This window comes from Albimonas donghaensis (assembly GCF_900106695.1).
Classification (GTDB): Bacteria; Pseudomonadota; Alphaproteobacteria; order Rhodobacterales; family Rhodobacteraceae; genus Albimonas; species Albimonas donghaensis.
On the sequence record NZ_FNMZ01000002.1, the window covers coordinates 57,481 to 73,606 of the forward strand.

The window sequence follows — 16,126 nt, forward strand, 5'->3', positions numbered from 1 at the left end:
CGACAGGAAAAGGGCGGGCCCGGTTCCCCGGACCCGCCCTTTCCGCCTGGGTCGTCGGCCGCGCGGCCGCCCGGCCGGGATCAGCTCAGCGCGCCGACCTTGTCCAGCGCCTCGATCCGGGCCGCGTCGTAGCCGAGGATCTCGGACAGCACCTTCTCCCGGTCCCGCCCGAAGGTCGGCGCCGGACGGGCCACGCGGGCGGGCGTCTCCGAAAGGTCCATCTTGCAGCGCTCCACGATCACCTCCCAGTCATAGCCGGGGACGTTCACGAAGTGCCCCTGCTCGGCGATCTGGGGGTCGCGGCCGAGATCGGCGGCGGTGGCGACCACATAGGCCGGCGCCCCGGCCGCCTGCAGCGCGGCCTCCGCGTCCTCGGGCGACCGGGCGGAGGTCCACTCGGAGATCCGCGCCTCCAGCATGTCCTCGGCGGCCTTCCGGCCCTCCAGCGTGGCGAGCGCGGGGTCCGCGGCGAGATCGTCGAGCCCCATCACCCCGGCCAGCGCCATCCATTCCGCATCCGTGCGCGCGGCGATCGCCACGAAGCGCGGGTCGGCGCCCTCGGGCGAAAGCGACGGGAACACGCCGTGCGGAGCCATCTGGGCGTCGCGGTTGGCCTCGGCCTTCGCCACCCGGCCGGTGGCGGCGTAATCCGCGATGGCCGGGGCCAGCATCTGCATCCCGGCTTCGGCCTGGGCGATGTCGAGCCAGCAGCCCTCGCCAGACGTCCGCCGCCAGTCCAGCGCCGACAGCAGCGCCGCCAGCCCGAAGCGCGGGCCCACATAGTCGGTGTAAGGCCCGTAAGGCCCGATCGGCAGCCCGTCCTGCGGCCCGACCAGCCCCTGGTAGCCGGCCATGGCCGCGCCGATATTCCCGAAGCCCGCCAGCGCCGTCCACGGCCCGGTCTGGCCCATCAGCGAGGTGGACAGCATGATCAGCCGGGGATTGAGCTCCCGCAGCTTGTCATAGCCCAGGCCCCAGCGCTTCATCTGGCCGGGGGCGAAGCTCTCGACCACCACGTCGGCCCATTTGACCAGGTCGCGCACCACGTCGCGCCCGTCCTCCTGCGCCAGGTCCAGCGTCAGGCCGAACTTGGAGGCGTTGCAGTTGCCGAACAGCGACGACCGCTGCGCGTCCTGCACCCCGCCGTAGAACGGGCCCATGTTGCGCGCCGTCTCGACCCGCTTGGAGCTTTCGACCCGGATCACGGTGGCGCCGAAATCGGCCAGGTTGCGGCCGATCATCGGGCCCGCGACCACCCAGGCGAGGTCCAGCACCTTGAGACCCTGCATGGGTCCGTCCGGCCCGCCGAAGGGGGCGTCGTCCACGGCGCCGGCGGGCATATGCGCTCCGTTCTGAACAGCGGCGGTCATCGCACGGCTCCTTCCATGGTCGGCGCGGCGGCGGCGGCGGGGGCGGCGGACGCGCGCCCGGCCGAGCCCAGCCATTCCGTCAGCACCGCTTCGGAATGCGCGCCCAGCGCCGGCGCGCCGACGCCGCGCATGAAGCCCGGCGCCTCGGTCATCGCGAACGGTCCGGGCAGCGTCACCGGCGCCCCGTCCGACCCCTTGGCCACGTCGAAGAAGTCGCGCGCGGCCTCGTGCGGGCTTTCCACCAGGTCCTTGACGGTGGAGACGGGGGCGAGCAGCAGCTTGCGTTCGATCGCCAGCTGCACCGCCTCCTCATGGCCAAGCTCCAGCAGGAAGACCCCGACCTCCTCGCGCACGCGCTCCAGGTCGTCGTCGTCGATCTCGTCGGCCATGATCCGGTGATGGATCGTGCCCCAGTCCCAGTCGTGGAACTCGGGGCTCAGCGCGCCGCGGTCGATCAGCAGCTTCATGAAATTGTTGGTGAAGCGCCCGGTCGCCGGCCCGATGGCCAGGTGGATCTCCAGCAGCCCGTCCTTCGACGGCCACTTGGAGCGCTGGGTGCGCGCGCCCGACCCCGACAGGTCCAGCGGCTTCTTGGAGCCGGTGTAGCGCGGGCGGAGCGAGAAGTCCGGCTGCCCCACCACGTCGGCGAGCGAGCCCGACAGCGTCGACTGCGTGGCCGAACGCTGGGCCGAGGTCGAGACCAGCTGCCCCTTGCCCGACCGCATCCGGGCGAAATGCGCGATCAGCCCGCCGCCCACGGCGTCGGCCGAGGCGTGGGTCCAGGCCTGCGGGACCGAAATCCGGGTCGGCGTGCCGCCCATCATCGCGGTCGGCGCCAGCGGCCCGCCCGAGGCCCAGAGCACCAGGTCGCTTTCGGCGTAATCGGCCTTGGGGCCGGTCATGCCGTAGGGGGTGGCGATCATGTGGATGATCGCGGGATTGGCCGCCGCGATCTCATCGGGCGTCAGGCGCGAGGGCTCGTTGGGCCCGCGGCTCTCGAACACGAAATCGGCCTTGGCGACGAGGGCGAGCAGGGTCTCCCGGTCGCCGGGCGCGTCGGGGTCGAGCACCAGGCTCCGCTTGCCGGCGGCGTAAGATTCCCAGTGCATCGACCGGCCGCGGTCGTCGAAGGGGCCGACCTTGCGGCCGTTGGAGCCCTGCGGCGGCTCGATCTGGACCACGTCGGCGCCGAGCTGGGCGAACATGCGCCCCGCGATCAGGCCGCGATGGTCCGAGAGGTCGAGCACGCGATAGGGCGAGAGGAAGCCGGTCCGCGCCGGGGCTTCATCCGTCATGTGTCCATCCCGTTTCGGCGGTTGCTTGTGGGCGATGCCGGGTCCGGTCCGCCTCCGGAACCCGCGCGTCCGGCGGGCTGCGCCGGCGGTTCTGGGGCGGGACCATGCCACGACGCGGCGGCCGCCACCAGTATGGAAGCCATACCAACGTCGCGGCAAGGAGCCCTCGTCGGTTTGGACGAGGGCTCCGCGCGCGGCGCCGTCCGGCCGTCAGGCCCGGCGGGTTCGGTCGAGCCTGTAGACCCGGTGCGTTCAGTCGAGCCGGTAGACCCGGCGGGCCGTCCCCTTGAACAGCGCCGCCTTCTCGTCCGCCGAGGCGCCGGCCCCCAGCCGCTTCAGCGCGTTCCACAACACGGCGTAGGAGCAGGTGACCCCGTCCACGGGATAGTTGCTTTCGAACATGGCCCGGTCGGCGCCGAAGGCCTCGATGCAGGTTTCGATATAGGGCCGCCAGGCCTCGGCCAGCTCCTCCGAACCGGCGGGCGTCTCGCGATGCTCGAAGCCGAAGCCGACGGTGTGCATGGCCAGCCCGCCCAGCTTGACGCTGACATTCGGGCAGGAGGCGGCGTCGAGGATCCCGGCCTTCCATTGGGCGAAATGCTCGTCCCGCTTGCCCTCGTAGGGACCGACGCCCAGCACGCCGCCCACATGGTCGAGGATGATCGTGGTGTCGGGGAAGGCGCGGGCGAGGTCGGCGAGCTCGCCGATCTGGTGGAAATAGTTCCAGCTGTCGAAGCTCAGCCCCAGCCGGCCGAGATGCGCGAAGCCGGTGCGGAAGGCCGGGTCGGCCAGCAGGCCCCTGGGCGCCACGCGGGACGAGGTGCGCAGCCCGCTCGGGTCCCAGACCGCGGATTGCCGGATGCCGCGGAACCGCCCGCCGCCCTCGGCCACCTGCGCCTCCAGCAGCTCGGCGATGGCGTCGCCGTTGGTCAGGTCGGCATGGCCCACGATGCCGGCGCAGAGACGCGGCCCCCCCGCCTCGTCGGCCTTTTCGCCGACGCCGCGGGCGAAGCGGACCTCGCCCAGCGGGCGCATCATCTCCGGCCCCTCGGTCAGGAAGCCCTCGCGGCAGTCGATATAGACGGTCTGCTCGACCTTGTGGCCGGCGGCGATGTCCGCGGACAGATCGTCGGCCAGATACTTGTCCCGCGGCGGACCCCAGAGGTGGTGGTGCGGGTCGATGATCGGCAGATCCGGTTCGAGGATCTCCTCGGTCAGCCTGGCCTGCCAGGCGCGGTCCACCGGGGGCAGCACGATGGGGGTCGGGGCGGCGTCGGCCGCGGCCTGCAGCTCGCTGGCGATGGTCATGTCTCGGGTCTCCTCCCACATCCGGTCTTGGCGCCGGACCGGGGGAGAGTTCACGATTTCCGCGCCGACGTCACGACCCTTCGCATCGGCTTCGCCCGGCCGCGCCCGCGACAGAACGCGCAACTTGCTGCGGAAATTCCGAAAAAGCGAAGCTCGGAACCATGCGGAGACCCGGACGGCCGACCGCGAATTTCGGCCTGCAGAAATATATTTCGCAACCTCGCGAATCTCGCTACCCTGCCCCTTGTTCCGCAGGGAGGAACGCCCCCGTCGCAAGTCACGGCCCCCGATCGGGCCGCGGTTTCGCGCGGGCCCACCAGAGAATTCCAGAGGGAGCCGCCTCGTGAGCCTGCCGCCCATTCTTCAGCGCACCCGCATCCCCGTGATGGCGTCGCCGCTGTTCATCGTCTCCGGCCCCGAGCTGGTCATCGCCCAGTGCAAGGCCGGCGTGATCGGCTCCTTCCCCGCGCTCAACGCGCGCGAGAAGGAAGGCGAGCCCAACATGCTCGACATCTGGCTGACCCGCATCAACGAGGAGCTGGATCGCCACAACCAGGCCAATCCGGACGCGCCCGCCGCGCCCTATGCGGTCAACCAGATCGTGCACAAGTCCAACGTCCGGCTCGACCGCGACGTGGAGATGTGCGTGAAGCACAAGGTGCCGGTCTGGATCACCTCGCTGGGCGCGCGCACCGAGGTCTACGACGCCGCGCATTCCGTCGGCGGCGTGGTGGTGCATGACGTCATCAACAACCATTTCGCCCACAAGGCGATCATGAAGGGGGCCGACGGTCTGGTCGCCGTCGCCGCCGGCGCGGGCGGCCATGCGGGCGCCCAGTCGCCGCTGGCCCTGATCCGCGAGATCCGCGAATGGTTCGACGGCCCGCTGCTGCTGTCGGGCGCGATCTCCAAGGGCGACTCGATCCTCGCCGCCCAGGCCATGGGCGCCGACATGGGCTATGTCGGCACCGCCTTCATCGCCACGGACGAGGCCAACGCGGTGCCGGGTTACAAGGACATGATCACGCGCCACGGCGCGTCGGACATCGTCTACACCAACACCTTCACCGGCGTGCACGGCAACTACCTGCGCCCGTCGATCGCGGCGGCCGGGCTCGACCCCGACAACCTCGAAGGCTCCGATCCCTCCAAGATGAGCTTCACCCTGAACGCCGAGGGCGAACGCCCGAAGCCCAAGAAGTGGAAGGACATCTGGGGCGCCGGCCAGGGCATCGGCCCGATCGACGAGGTGGTCCCGACCGCCGAGCTGGTGGCCCGGCTGGAGCGCGAGTATTTCGAGGCCATCGCCCGCCTGAACGCCACCGTTCCGCAGGCCGCCAATCCGGGCTACGGGCGCCTGCTCAAGGCCTCGGCCGCCGCGGCGGGCTGATCCGCGCCCCGGCGGCCCCGCCGGCCGCCTGACGCTCCGCGCCGCGCCCCTTCTCGCAAGCGGGTGCGGCGCGATCATCGGGGGAACCATCCGTGCGAAAACGCAGCGCCATGCCCGAAGCCGCGGCGGACGTCGCCGTCGGCGCGAAATCCTTCGAGGGCGACCGCCAGTTCGTCTCCGCGCTTCACCGGGGGCTCGAGGTGCTGCGCTGCTTCCAGCCCGGCGACGACGGGCTGGGCAACCTGGAGCTGTCGCAGCGCTCGGGGCTGGGGCCCTCCACCGTCTCGCGCATCACCTACACGCTGACCCGGCTGGGCTATCTGCGCTACGACGCGGCCACCGGGCGCTATCGGCTCGGGGTGGCCGTGCTGGGGCTGGGCTACGCCTGTCTCGCCGGCTTCCGCATCCGCGAGACCGCGCAGGCCCACATGCAGGAGATGGCCGAGGCCGTGGGCGGCGGCGTGCTGGTGGCGCTGTCGGCGCGCGACAACCTGCGGATGGTCTATCTCGCCTGCGCGCGGTCGTCGGAAGGGGTGATGAGCCTCCAGCTCGACGTCGGCTCGCGGCTGTCTCTGGGCCGTTCGGCGGCCGGGCGGGCCTATCTCGCAGCCACCTCGACCGAGGAGCGCGAGCGCCTGATCGTCGAGCTCGAGGCCCGCGCCGATCCCGCGATCTGGCCGGCGACGCTGACCGGGATCCGGGACTCGGTGCGCTCGGTGCATGAGCGGGGCTTCTGCATGTCGCTGGGCAACTGGCGGGCGCAGGTGAACACGGCCGGCGTGCCGCTGCGGCTGGCCCATGACGACACGCTCTACACGCTGACCTGCGGCGGCGCGGCCTACACCCTGCCCCGGCTGAAGCTGGAGAAGGAGGTCGGCCCGAGGCTGCTGGACCTCGCCGCCCGGATCTCGCGCCACTAGCCAGGGGCGCGGGCGGCGCGCTACCTGCCCAGCGTGACCGTCAGGATCAGGCCGAAGACGATGGGCGTGGCGATCAGGGCGAGCATGGCGACGCCCTGGATCCCGAAGATCACGCCCGCCAGCACCCAGAGCATCAGCAGGTTGACCGCGAACCAGACCGGCGCGTCCTCCTCGCCCTCCATGGCGTCGCGGATCATCCAGCCGATCAGCGGCACGCGGTAGATCAGGTTCAACATCGGGCGAGCTCCGGTTTCCTCCACGGTCCCGCGCATATGGGGCGGGAGGCGGGCGCCGGGAACCCGCCCGCGGCGGCGCGACGCGGCGCCGGAGGGAGGCCGCGCGTCGCGGTCGCGCGGGTCGCCCCCGCCCGCCCGCGCGGCCCGGCGGATCGGGCGCGAGCCGCGACGCCGCGGGTTGCGAGCGCCGCGCCAGTTTCTCCCCGACGCCCGCCCCCCGGAAACGGCGCCCCCCGGCGCCCCCGTCCCCACGCCGCGCGGGCGGAACCGGTCCGCCGGGCGGGCGCGGGACGCGCGGCTCCCGTCCACGACAAAGGGGCGCGACGGTTTCCCGCCGCGCCCCCCGATGTCCGACGATTTGTTCCGATCCGCTCCGGATCAGGCGGCCATGCCGCCCACGGCATCCAGCTGCGCCAAGTGATGGTCGGTGTCGCCGAAGGTCCGGTCGATGATCGACAGGCGCTTGAAGTAGTGACCGATGGAATACTCCATGGTCATGCCCACGCCGCCATGCAGCTGGATCGACTTCTCGCCCAGCTGCTTGGCCGACCGGCCCAGCTGCACCTTGGCCGCCGACACCGCCCGCGACCGCTCCACCGGATCGGCATCCCGCGAGGCCATGGCCCCGTACATCATCATCGAGCGCGCCAGCTCCAGCTCCACGAACATTTCCGAGGCCTGGAACTGCAGTCCCTGGAACGAGCCGATGGCCCGGCCGAACTGCTCGCGGTCCTTTATGTACTGCACCGTCAGGTCCAGCGACTTGCCCAGCGCGCCCGCCGCCTCGGCGCAGAGCGCCGCGATGGCTTCGTCGGAGGCCTGGCGGATGGCCGCCATGCTGTCGGGCGTGTCGCCGAGCAGCTCGGCGGCCGCGCCGGTCAGCGTGACCTCGGCGGCGCGAAGGCCGTCCTGGGTCGGGTAGTCGCGGATCGCGACGCCGTCCGCCTTCGGGTCGACCAGGAACAGGCCGACGCCGGCCTCGTCCGTGGTCGCGCCCGAAACCCGCGCCGACACGATCAGCTTGTCGGCGACGCCGCCATACATGACCAGCGTCTTGGCGCCGTCGAGCGTGTAGCCGTCGCCGGACTTGGCGGCCTTGGTCTCGACATGGGCCAGCTCGTAGCGCGCCTTCGGCTCGGAATGCGCGAAGGCCAGCTTGCAGGCCCCGCCGATGATCTCCTCGGCCAGCGCCGAACGCTGGGCCGGGGTCGCCGTGGTGCGCAGGATCGAGCCGCCGATGACCACGGTGGACAGATAGGGCTCCAGCGCCAGCGCCTTGCCCATCTCCTCCATCACGATCATCAGGTCGACCGGACCGCCGCCGATGCCGCCGTCCTCTTCCGCGAAGGGCACGGCCAGCAGACCCTGTTCGGCATAGGCCGCCCAGATCTCCTCGGAGAAGCCGCCGGGCTCCGCCATGTACTTCTTGCGCTTCTCGAAGTCGTAGCGGTCCTGCATGAAGCGGCCGACCATGTCCTTCAGGAGCTGCTGCTCCTCGCTCAGTTCGAAGTCCATCGGTTCCTCACAGTCCCAGGATAGCTTTGGCGATGATGCCCTTCTGAACCTCAGAAGAGCCGCCGTAGATCGATACCTTGCGGTAGTTGAAATAACCCGGCGCGATGGCGTCGGCCCAGTCCGGACCCACCGACGGCTCGTTCGAGCCCTCGACGCCCATCGAGCGCGGGATCGCGTAGGGCCCCACCACGTCCATCAGCAGATGCGTGATCGACTGCTGGATCTCGGAGCCCTTCAGCTTCAGCACCGAGGACGCCGGATGGGGCTTCTTGCCGCCGCGGATGGCGATGTCGGAGAGCACGCGCAGCTGCGTCATCTCCAGCGCCTTCAGCTCGACCTCCGTCTCCCACACCTTGGCGCGGAAGCGGGGATCGTCCATCAGCGAGCCTTCGCCCTGGGGCACCGAGGCCGCCAGTTCCTTGACCCGGCGCAGCTTGGCCTTGGAGGCGCCGACGCGGGCGATGCCGATGCGCTCGTTGCCCAGCAGGAACTTGGCGTAGTCCCAGCCCTTGTTCTCCTCGCCCACCAGGTTCTCGACCGGGACGCGGACATTGTCGAAGAACACCTCGTTGACCTCGACGCCGCCGTCGATGGTCTGGATCGGGCGCACGGTGATGCCCGGGGTCTTCATGTCGATCAGCAGGTAGGAAATGCCCATCTGCTTCTTCGGCGCGTCCGGGTTGGTGCGCACCAGGCAGAAGATCCAGTCGGCGTGCTGGGCGTAGGTGGTCCAGGTCTTCTGACCGTTCACCACGTATTCGTCGCCCTCGCGCACCGCCTTGGTCTTCAGCGAGGCGAGGTCGGAGCCCGCGCCCGGCTCGGAGAAGCCCTGGCACCACCACACCGAGCAATCGAGGATCGAGGGCAGGAACTTCTTCTTCTGCGCGTCGTTGCCGAAGGTGTAGATCACCGGCCCGACCATCGAGATATTGAAGCCCTGCGGATCCGGAGCGTGGTTCAGCTGGATCTCTTCGGTGAAGATATACTGCTGGATCGCGTTCCAGCCCGGCCCGCCGTATTCCTTGGGCCAGCGCGGCGCGCTCCAGCCCTTGTCGGCCAGGATCTTCATCCAGTCGACCATGTCCTGCTTGGAGGTGCCGCGGCCCTCCTTCATGCGGGTGCGGGTGCCCTCGGGCAGATTTTCGCGGATGAAGGTCCGGACTTCGTCGCGGAAGGCCTTCTCCTCGGCGGTGAATTCAAGATCCACGGCGTGTTCCTCTCCCTGGTGTCGGCCGGCGGGGTCAAGCCCCGTCCGGCGCCTTGAGAACCTGATCCCGCAGCATCTTGCGGGAATATTTTCCGACGGGCGTGCGCGGCAGGCTCGTCGTGAATTCCAGCCCCTGGGGCATCTCGTGCCGGCCCAGCCGGTCGTCGAGAAAGACCCGCAGGGCCGCGAGGTCGAACTCGGCCGCCCCCGGCTTCAGCACCACATAGGCGCGCGCGCTCTCGCCCCGGTAGTCGTCGGGGACGCCGATGACCATGACCTCCGCGACGTCGGGATGCGCGTGAATCGCCTGCTCGATCGCCTGGGGGTATACGTTGTAGCCCCCCGACAGGATCAGGTCCTTCTTGCGGTCCACAAGATACAGGAACCCGTCCTCGTCGAAATGCCCGATATCGCCGGTCAGGAACCAGCCGTCGACGAAGCTGCGCGCGGTCTCCTCCGGGTTGTCGTGGTAATGGGTCATCACCGCGGGGGACTTGATGCGCATCTCGCCGGTCTCGCCCACGGGCAGGACGCGGGTGGGGTCGTCCACGTCCACGATCTCCAGCGCCACGCCGGGCAGCGGGATGCCGATGGAGGCGCGCTTCTCCCAGGCGTGGGAGGCGGGGATGGAGGTGCCGGCGGCCCCGGTCTCGGTCATCCCCCAGCCGCCGCGCATGTCGAGCCCGGTCAGCGCCTTGATCTTGCGCACGATCTCCACCGGCATGGGCGCGCCGCCCGAGCCGATGGAGCGCAGCGAGGACAGGTCCCGCGTCTCGATCCCCGGCATGTTGGCGATGGCGATCCACATGGTCGGCACGCCGCCGGTGGAGACGATGCGCTTGCGCTCGATATCGTCGACCACGCGGTTCGCGTCGAAGCGCTGGTGAATGACGATCGACGTCCCGGTCTTCAGCCGGGTCATCAGGATCGAGGTCAGCCCCATGATGTGGAAGAAGGGCGAGACCGTGAGGCTCGCCGCGCCTTCCAGCCGGTCCGGGTCGTTGAGCCAGGCGTATTCGTAGATCTGCACCGCGGCGGCGAGGGTGGCATGGGTCAGCACCGCCGCCTTGGGCAGGCCGGTGGTGCCGCCGGTGTATTGCAGCAGCGCCCGGTCCCCGGGGGCCGCGTCATGGACCGACAGCTCGGTCCCCGCGCCCTCGATCAGGGCGGGCCAGGAGGTGACGCGCGGATCGTCGGGGATCGCGCCGGCGGGACCGCCGAACAGGGCGTCGTCGCAGAGCACCGCCTCGGACAGCGCGCCGGTGTCGAGCAGCTCGACCACCCGCGGGCCGAAGGGCGCGAAGGACAGCGCGACGATCATCCGCGCGCCGCTGTCATGGATCTTGTGCTCCAGCTCCCGCAGCGCGTCGAGCGGCGACAGATGCGTGACCGTGGCCCCGGTCAGCAGCGTCGCGAAGAAGAACAGCGGGTGGAACAGGGTGTTGGGCAGGTAGAGCGCCACCACGTCGCCGGGCCCGATCCCGCGCGCGCGCAGGGCGTTGGCGAGCCGGGCGCACTCGGTCCGGAACGCCGCGTAGGTCAGGACATGGTCGTTGTAGTCCAGCGCCGGACGATCCGCGAAGGCCTGGGTGAACATCTCGAACTGGCGATTGACCGTGGTCGCTTCCGGCGTGAAATGCGGGTCCACGCCTTCCGCATACCATCGAGCCCAGGCGGGCATGTCGTCGAGCATCGCGCGGCACTCCCTGTCGCTGTCGCGGTCGTTGCGCCGTCCCTGTTTCCGGGACTTGCGGCGGGCCCTGACGCGGACCCGCCCGTCGCATGGGGCGGCCTCAGGCCGCCTTGGCCGCGGCGAAGGTGCTCTTCTCCGCCGCCAGCTTGCGCATCAGCGCGCAGGGGCGAAGGCTCTCCGTGCCGGTGACATCGGCGTAGTGGTCGAGCCGCTCGCAGATGTAGTCCGCGCCGACCTGGTCGGCGTAATACATCGGGCCGCCCTGCCCGACCGGGAAGCCGTAGCCGTAGAGGTAGATCACGTCGATGTCGGAGGCCCGCAGCGCGACGCCTTCCTCCAGCGTCTTGGCGCCCTCGTTGATCATCGGGAACATCAGGCGCTCGAAGATCTCCTGCTCGGAGAACTCGCGGCGGGTCACCCCCTGCTCCTTGGCGACGCGGGCGATCAGGGCGTCGATCTCCGGATCGGGGATCGGACGGCGCGAGCCCTCTTCATACAGATACCAGCCCTTGCCGGTCTTCTGCCCGAAGCGGCCCATCTCGCAGATGGCGTCGTTGACCGGGGCCTTCCTGCCGCTTTCCTGGCGGATGCGGTAGCCGACGTCGAGCCCGGCCATGTCCGACATGGCCAGCGGCCCCATCGCCATGCCGAACTTCGTCAGCGCGCCGTCGATCTCGCTGGGCGAGGCGCCTTCCAGCAGCATCGGCTCGATCTGGGCGCCGCGGGCGTGCAGCATCCGGTTGCCGACGAAGCCGTAGCAGACGCCGACCACCACGGGGATCTTGCCGCCCTTCTTGCCCACGTCCATCGCGGTCTTGAGCACGTCGGGGGCGGTCTTCTCACCGCGCACGATCTCCAGCAGGCGCATCACGTTGGCCGGCGAGAAGAAGTGCATCCCCACCACGTCCTCGGGGCGCGAGGTGACGGCGGCGATCTCGTCCACGTCGAGGGTCGAGGTGTTGGAGGCCAGCACGCAGCCGGGTTTGCACTTGGCGTCGAGGTCTTTGAAGATCTTCTTCTTCAGATCCATGTTCTCGAACACCGCCTCGATCACCATGTCGGCCTCGGCCACGGAGTCGAAATCCGAACTGGCGGTGATGTTGGCGAGCGCCGCGTCCACCTGCGCCTCGGTCAGGCCGCCGCGGCGCTGGGTGTTGCGGTAGTTCTTCTCGATCACCCCCATGCCGCGCTCAAGCGCTTCGGGGTTCAGGTCGATGATGGTCACCGGGATGCCGGCCGAGGCGAAGGACATGGTGATGCCCCCGCCCATGGTGCCGGCGCCGAGCACCGCGATGCGGTTGACCGGCCGGGGCTTCACATCCTTGGTGACGCCGGGAACCTTGTTGGCCTCGCGCTCCGCGAAGAAGGCGTGACGCTGGGCCTTGGACTCGGGGCCGTCGCGCAGTTCGGCGAAAAGCGCCCGCTCCTGCGCCGTGCCGTCGGCGAAGGACATGGTGATGGCGTTGCGCACGGTCTGCGCGCAGGTCGCCGGCGCCTTCAGCCCGCGGGATCGGGACAGCAGCCGGCCGGCCTCGGCCTCGAAGGCCTCCATGTCGGTGGGCGGCGTCCGCATCTGGGAGATGCGGGGCAGCGGCCCGCCCTCGGCGGCCTTGGCTTCGGCCATCTTCACGGCGGCCTCGACCAGGTCGCCTTCGGCCACCGCGTCGATGATGCCGAGCTCGGCGGCGCGGGGCGCGGGGATCGGGTCGCCCTTCACGATGGGCTCCAGCGCGGCGACGGCGCCGATCAGGCGCGGCAGGCGCTGGGTGCCCCCGGCGCCGGGCAGCAGGCCGAGCTTCACCTCGGGCAGGCCGACCTTGGCCGACGGGACCGCGACGCGGAAATGGCAGCCGAGCGCCAGCTCCAGCCCGCCGCCGAGCGCGGTGCCGTGGATGGCGGCGACGACCGGCTTCTCGCAGGCCTCGATCAGCTCGATCACCTCGACCAGGCCCGGCTCCTGCGGCGGCTTGCCGAATTCGGTGATGTCGGCGCCGGCGTGGAACGTGCGTCCCTTGCAGGCGATGACGATGGCGTCGACCCCGGCATCCGCCGCGGCGGCCGAAACGTTGTCGAAAAGGCCCTTGCGGACCGCGTGACCCAGGGCGTTGACCGGCTGGTTGTCGGACTCGACCACAGCCACACGACCCACCATGCGCATGGCGACTTTTTCTTCGGACACGAGCTTTCCTCCCCGCTGCGACGTCCTTCCGACCGCAAATTCTGCGGTGCGGAAATATATTTTGCAATTTGACGCCGAGGCTAAGAAGTGCTGAATTCCGAGTCAACATGAAACGCGACGGATCGGCGGTCGGGAAATCCCGCTCGCGGTCTTAACGCGCCGTTGCCGCCGCCCCGCGAACGGACCGAAAATCGGGAGGAAATTCAGGACCATGATCGACAAGAGGCCTCCAGCCGCGCGCGCCTGCCTGACAGATATCAGGGGCCCCGCCCCGGTCATGGCCCGGCCCCGGGGCGACTCGCGCGCCGCCGCGGCCCCGCGCATCGGCGAGACCGCATGAAGGACGCCGATCCGGACCCCGACCGTCAGCCCATCCCCGCCGGCCCGCTGGCGCGCGAGGGCTTCCAGGACCGGCTCGGGCTGGTGCTCACCCACCGCTCGCCCACCGCGATCTGGGGCGAGCTTCAGGTGACGCCCTATCACCTCAACCGCTCGGGCATCGTGCATGGCGGGATCTACTGCACCATCCTCGACGCCTGCATGACCGGGGCGGGGCTGTGGTGCTCGGTCCCCGGCAACGTGCGCCGGGCGGTGACGCTGTCGATGACGGTGAAGTTCACTGGCCGCGTGCGCAGCGGCCTGATCCGGGTCGAGGCCCGCAAGGTCGCCTCGGGCCGGCGCATCTACACCTCCACCGCCGAGGCGCTGTCCGAGGACGGCGAGGTGCTGGCCCACGGCATCGGCAGCTTCCAGTACATGCGCGGGTCCGAGGATCCGGAGGGCGAGCCGCTCGACGTGGCGCTGGCCGCCCGCGCGCAGGCCGACGCGGAGGTCGCCGCCGCGGCGGCCGCCGCCGACGCCGCCGACAAGTCATAAGAACCGAAGGGGAGGAGAAACCCGCATGTTCGACATCAAGGGCAAGGTCGCCATCGTCACCGGCTCGACCAAGGGGATCGGCCTGGCCATCGCCTGGCAATACGCGCGCTCCGGCGCCAAGGTGGTGATCAGCTCGCGCAAGGCCGATGTCTGCGAGGCCGTGGCGAAGGAGATCACCGACGCCGGCTTCGAAGCCATCTCGGTCCCCTGCCATATCGGCGAGCGCGAGCAGCTCGTGCGCCTGGTCGACGCCACCATGGAGAAATGGGGCCGCATCGACATCCTCGTGTGCAACGCCGCCTCGAACCCCGTCTACGGTCCCATGCCCGGCCTGCCCGAAAGCGCCTGGGACAAGATCATGGATAACAACGTCAAATCCAATTACATCCTGGTCAATTCCCTGGTCGCCCCGATCATGGAGAAGCAGGGAAGCGGCGCGGTGATCCTGATCAGCTCGGTCGCGGCGCTGCGCGCCTCCGAGATGCTGGCCTTCTACTCGATCTCCAAGGCCGCCGAAGCGCATCTGACCAAGAATCTCGCGGTCGCCTGGGGCCCCAAGGGGGTGCGCGTCAACGCCATCCTGCCCGGCCTCGTCAAGACCGATTTCGCCAAGGAGCTGTGGACCGACCCCGACCGCCTGGAGCGGGTCGAGAACAAGGTCCCCCTGCGCCGCATCGGCGAGCCGGACGACATCGCCGGCTGCGCCCATTTCCTCGCCTCGGACGCCGCCGCCTTCATGACCGGCCACCTGCTGGTGGCCGATGGCGGCGACACGATCTGAGCCGACGCCCGATGCCGGTCGCGCGCCCCCCTGCGCGGCCGGTCGAGAAGAACCCAAGGGAGAGGAGAATTCCCATGCGGGAAGCCGTCATCGTTTCCACCGCGCGCACCCCGATCGGCAAGGCCTATCGCGGCGCTTTCAACAACACCCAGAGCCAGGAGCTGATCGGCCACGCCGTGAAGCACGCCGTCCAGCGCGCCGGCGTCGATCCGCTTGAGATCGAGGACTGCGTGGTCGGCTCGGCCATCCAGCAGGGCGCCCAGGGCGGCAATATCGGCCGTCAGGCCGTGATCCGCGCCGGCCTGCCCGACAAGATCGCCGGCATGTCGCTGGACCGTCAGTGCGCGTCCGGCATGATGGCCATCGCCACCGCCGCCAAGCAGATCATCGATGACGGCATGACCGTCGCCATCGGCGGCGGCGTCGAGTCGATCTCGCTGTGCCAGAACGAGCACCGCAACGGCTACCGCGCCGGCGATCCCTGGATCAAGGAGCACGTCCCCGCGCTCTACATGTCCATGCTGGAGACCGCCGAGATCGTGGGCGAGCGCTACAACGTCTCGCGCGAGTATCAGGACGAATACGCCCTGCGCTCGCAGCAGCGCACCGCGGCCGCCCAGCAGGCCGGCGCCTTCGACGACGAGATCGTCCCCCTGACCTCCACCCAGGCGGTGATGGACAAGGAGACCAAGGAGGTCTCGTTCAAGGAGGTCACGCTGGAGAAGGACGAGGGCAACCGTCCCTCGACCACGCTGGAGAGCCTCCAGGGCCTCAACCCGGTGTTCAAGGACGGGATGGTGGTGAAGGCCGGCGCGCATATCACCGCCGGCAACGCCTCGCAGCTGTCCGACGGCGCCTCGGCTTCGGTTCTGATGGAAGCCAAGGAGGCCGAGAAGCGCGGCCTGAGCCCGCTGGGCTACTATCGCGGCATCGCGGTCGCCGGCCTGAACCCGGACGAGATGGGGATCGGCCCGGTCTACGCCGTGCCCCGGCTGCTGGAGCGGCACGGGCTGAAGGTGTCGGATATCGGCCTGTGGGAGCTGAACGAGGCCTTCGCGGTGCAGGTGCTCTATTCCAAGGACAAGCTGGGCATCCCCGACGAGCTGCTGAACGTCAACGGCGGCGCGATCTCGGTGGGCCATCCCTACGGCATGTCGGGCGCCCGGATGGTCGGCCACGCGCTGATCGAGGGCAAGCGGCGCGGCGCGAAATACGTGGTCTGCACCATGTGCGTCGGCGGCGGCATGGGCGCGGCCGGCCTGTTCGAGGTCGCCTGATCCCGGCCGCCTTCGGGCGGTGAGACGTTATGCGGGCGCGGGGGGAGACCTCCGCGCCCGTTTTCCGTCGGGGGGAGCG

Annotated in this window: 13 protein-coding genes; 5 read left to right on the forward strand and 8 right to left on the reverse strand. The window is 70.0% G+C overall.

Features of this window, described 5'->3' with window-relative positions; translation table 11 throughout:
* Positions 1-80: 80 nt before the first annotated feature.
* The 3 genes from BLV24_RS06300 to BLV24_RS06310 form a co-directional block, all read right to left on the reverse strand.
* On the reverse strand, positions 81-1,370 hold the full coding sequence (locus BLV24_RS06300) for a CaiB/BaiF CoA transferase family protein (protein ID WP_218133361.1): 1,290 nt from the start codon (positions 1,368-1,370) through the stop codon (positions 81-83).
* Complete coding sequence (locus BLV24_RS06305) at positions 1,367-2,665, reverse strand: CoA transferase (protein ID WP_092680336.1); 1,299 nt, start codon at positions 2,663-2,665, stop codon at positions 1,367-1,369. The genes BLV24_RS06300 and BLV24_RS06305 overlap by 4 nt, the downstream gene beginning before the upstream one ends.
* Positions 2,666-2,917: 252 nt before the next feature.
* Positions 2,918-3,973: an amidohydrolase family protein gene (locus BLV24_RS06310; RefSeq protein WP_092680337.1), complete on the reverse strand. Its 1,056-nt coding sequence runs from the start codon at positions 3,971-3,973 to the stop codon at positions 2,918-2,920.
* A gap of 385 nt (positions 3,974-4,358) precedes the next feature.
* On the opposite strand from BLV24_RS06310, the gene BLV24_RS06315 reads away from it, so the two are divergent.
* Both BLV24_RS06315 and BLV24_RS06320 read left to right on the forward strand, forming a co-directional pair.
* Entirely contained in the window at positions 4,359-5,363 is a 1,005-nt protein-coding gene (locus BLV24_RS06315; RefSeq protein WP_218133379.1) for an NAD(P)H-dependent flavin oxidoreductase, read from the forward strand.
* A gap of 92 nt (positions 5,364-5,455) precedes the next feature.
* On the forward strand, positions 5,456-6,283 hold the full coding sequence (locus tag BLV24_RS06320; protein ID WP_143040236.1) for an IclR family transcriptional regulator: 828 nt from the start codon (positions 5,456-5,458) through the stop codon (positions 6,281-6,283).
* A 20-nt stretch (positions 6,284-6,303) separates the two neighbouring features.
* On the opposite strand, the gene BLV24_RS06325 is transcribed toward BLV24_RS06320, so the two are convergent.
* The 5 genes from BLV24_RS06325 to BLV24_RS06345 form a co-directional block, all read right to left on the reverse strand.
* Positions 6,304-6,519 (reverse strand): hypothetical protein, encoded by a 216-nt coding sequence (locus BLV24_RS06325; RefSeq protein WP_092680340.1) that lies wholly within the window; start codon positions 6,517-6,519, stop codon positions 6,304-6,306.
* A gap of 378 nt (positions 6,520-6,897) precedes the next feature.
* Positions 6,898-8,034: an acyl-CoA dehydrogenase family protein gene (locus BLV24_RS06330; protein ID WP_092680341.1), complete on the reverse strand. Its 1,137-nt coding sequence runs from the start codon at positions 8,032-8,034 to the stop codon at positions 6,898-6,900.
* A gap of 7 nt (positions 8,035-8,041) precedes the next feature.
* A complete protein-coding gene (pimC, locus tag BLV24_RS06335) occupies positions 8,042-9,241 on the reverse strand; it encodes a pimeloyl-CoA dehydrogenase large subunit (RefSeq protein ID WP_092680342.1) in 1,200 nt (399 codons plus the stop codon).
* Positions 9,242-9,275: 34 nt separating this feature from the next.
* Positions 9,276-10,934: an AMP-binding protein gene (locus tag BLV24_RS06340; RefSeq protein WP_092680343.1), complete on the reverse strand. Its 1,659-nt coding sequence runs from the start codon at positions 10,932-10,934 to the stop codon at positions 9,276-9,278.
* A 100-nt stretch (positions 10,935-11,034) separates the two neighbouring features.
* Entirely contained in the window at positions 11,035-13,113 is a 2,079-nt protein-coding gene (locus BLV24_RS06345; RefSeq protein WP_245710438.1) for a 3-hydroxyacyl-CoA dehydrogenase NAD-binding domain-containing protein, read from the reverse strand.
* Positions 13,114-13,449: 336 nt separating this feature from the next.
* On the opposite strand from BLV24_RS06345, the gene BLV24_RS06350 reads away from it, so the two are divergent.
* The 3 genes from BLV24_RS06350 (at position 13,450) to BLV24_RS06360 (ending at position 16,047) form a co-directional block, all read left to right on the forward strand.
* Positions 13,450-13,989, forward strand: a complete 540-nt coding sequence (locus BLV24_RS06350; RefSeq protein WP_092680344.1) for a PaaI family thioesterase — start codon at positions 13,450-13,452, stop codon at positions 13,987-13,989.
* 25 nt (positions 13,990-14,014) lie between these two features.
* Complete coding sequence (locus tag BLV24_RS06355; protein ID WP_092680345.1) at positions 14,015-14,770, forward strand: SDR family NAD(P)-dependent oxidoreductase; 756 nt, start codon at positions 14,015-14,017, stop codon at positions 14,768-14,770.
* Positions 14,771-14,844: 74 nt separating this feature from the next.
* Positions 14,845-16,047, forward strand: a complete 1,203-nt coding sequence (locus BLV24_RS06360) for an acetyl-CoA C-acyltransferase (RefSeq protein WP_092680346.1) — start codon at positions 14,845-14,847, stop codon at positions 16,045-16,047.
* The last annotated feature ends 79 nt before the right edge of the window (positions 16,048-16,126 follow it).